The following is a 275-nucleotide window of genomic DNA, read 5'->3' on the forward strand; positions in this document are numbered from 1 at the left end:
GGTCGTCGTGGAAGTCGGGAATATTCATCTTCTCGCGCAGTCGGCGTCCCACCTCGAAACATTCCGGTGCCTTGATGTCTTCCAGATTGATGCCGCCGAAGGTCGGTTCGAGCGCCGAAACGGTCGAGACCATCGAGTCGATCGTTTCCGCGGCGACCTCGATGTCGAAGACGTCGATGCCGGCGCATTTCTTGATGAGGACGGCCTTGCCTTCCATGACGGGCTTGGAGGCGAGCGGTCCGATACTGCCGAGGCTGGGCACGGCCGTGCCGTTG

The 275-nt window shown here is 61.5% G+C and carries 1 pseudogene; it reads right to left on the reverse strand.

The window, feature by feature from the left end:
- Positions 1–275, reverse strand: a pseudogene (locus KVS69_RS19515) (NADP-dependent malic enzyme); the annotation flags it as partial.

It is taken from the genome of Stenotrophomonas sp. GbtcB23 (assembly GCF_019091045.1).
In the GTDB taxonomy this organism is placed as follows: Bacteria; Pseudomonadota; Gammaproteobacteria; order Xanthomonadales; family Xanthomonadaceae; genus Stenotrophomonas; species Stenotrophomonas rhizophila_A.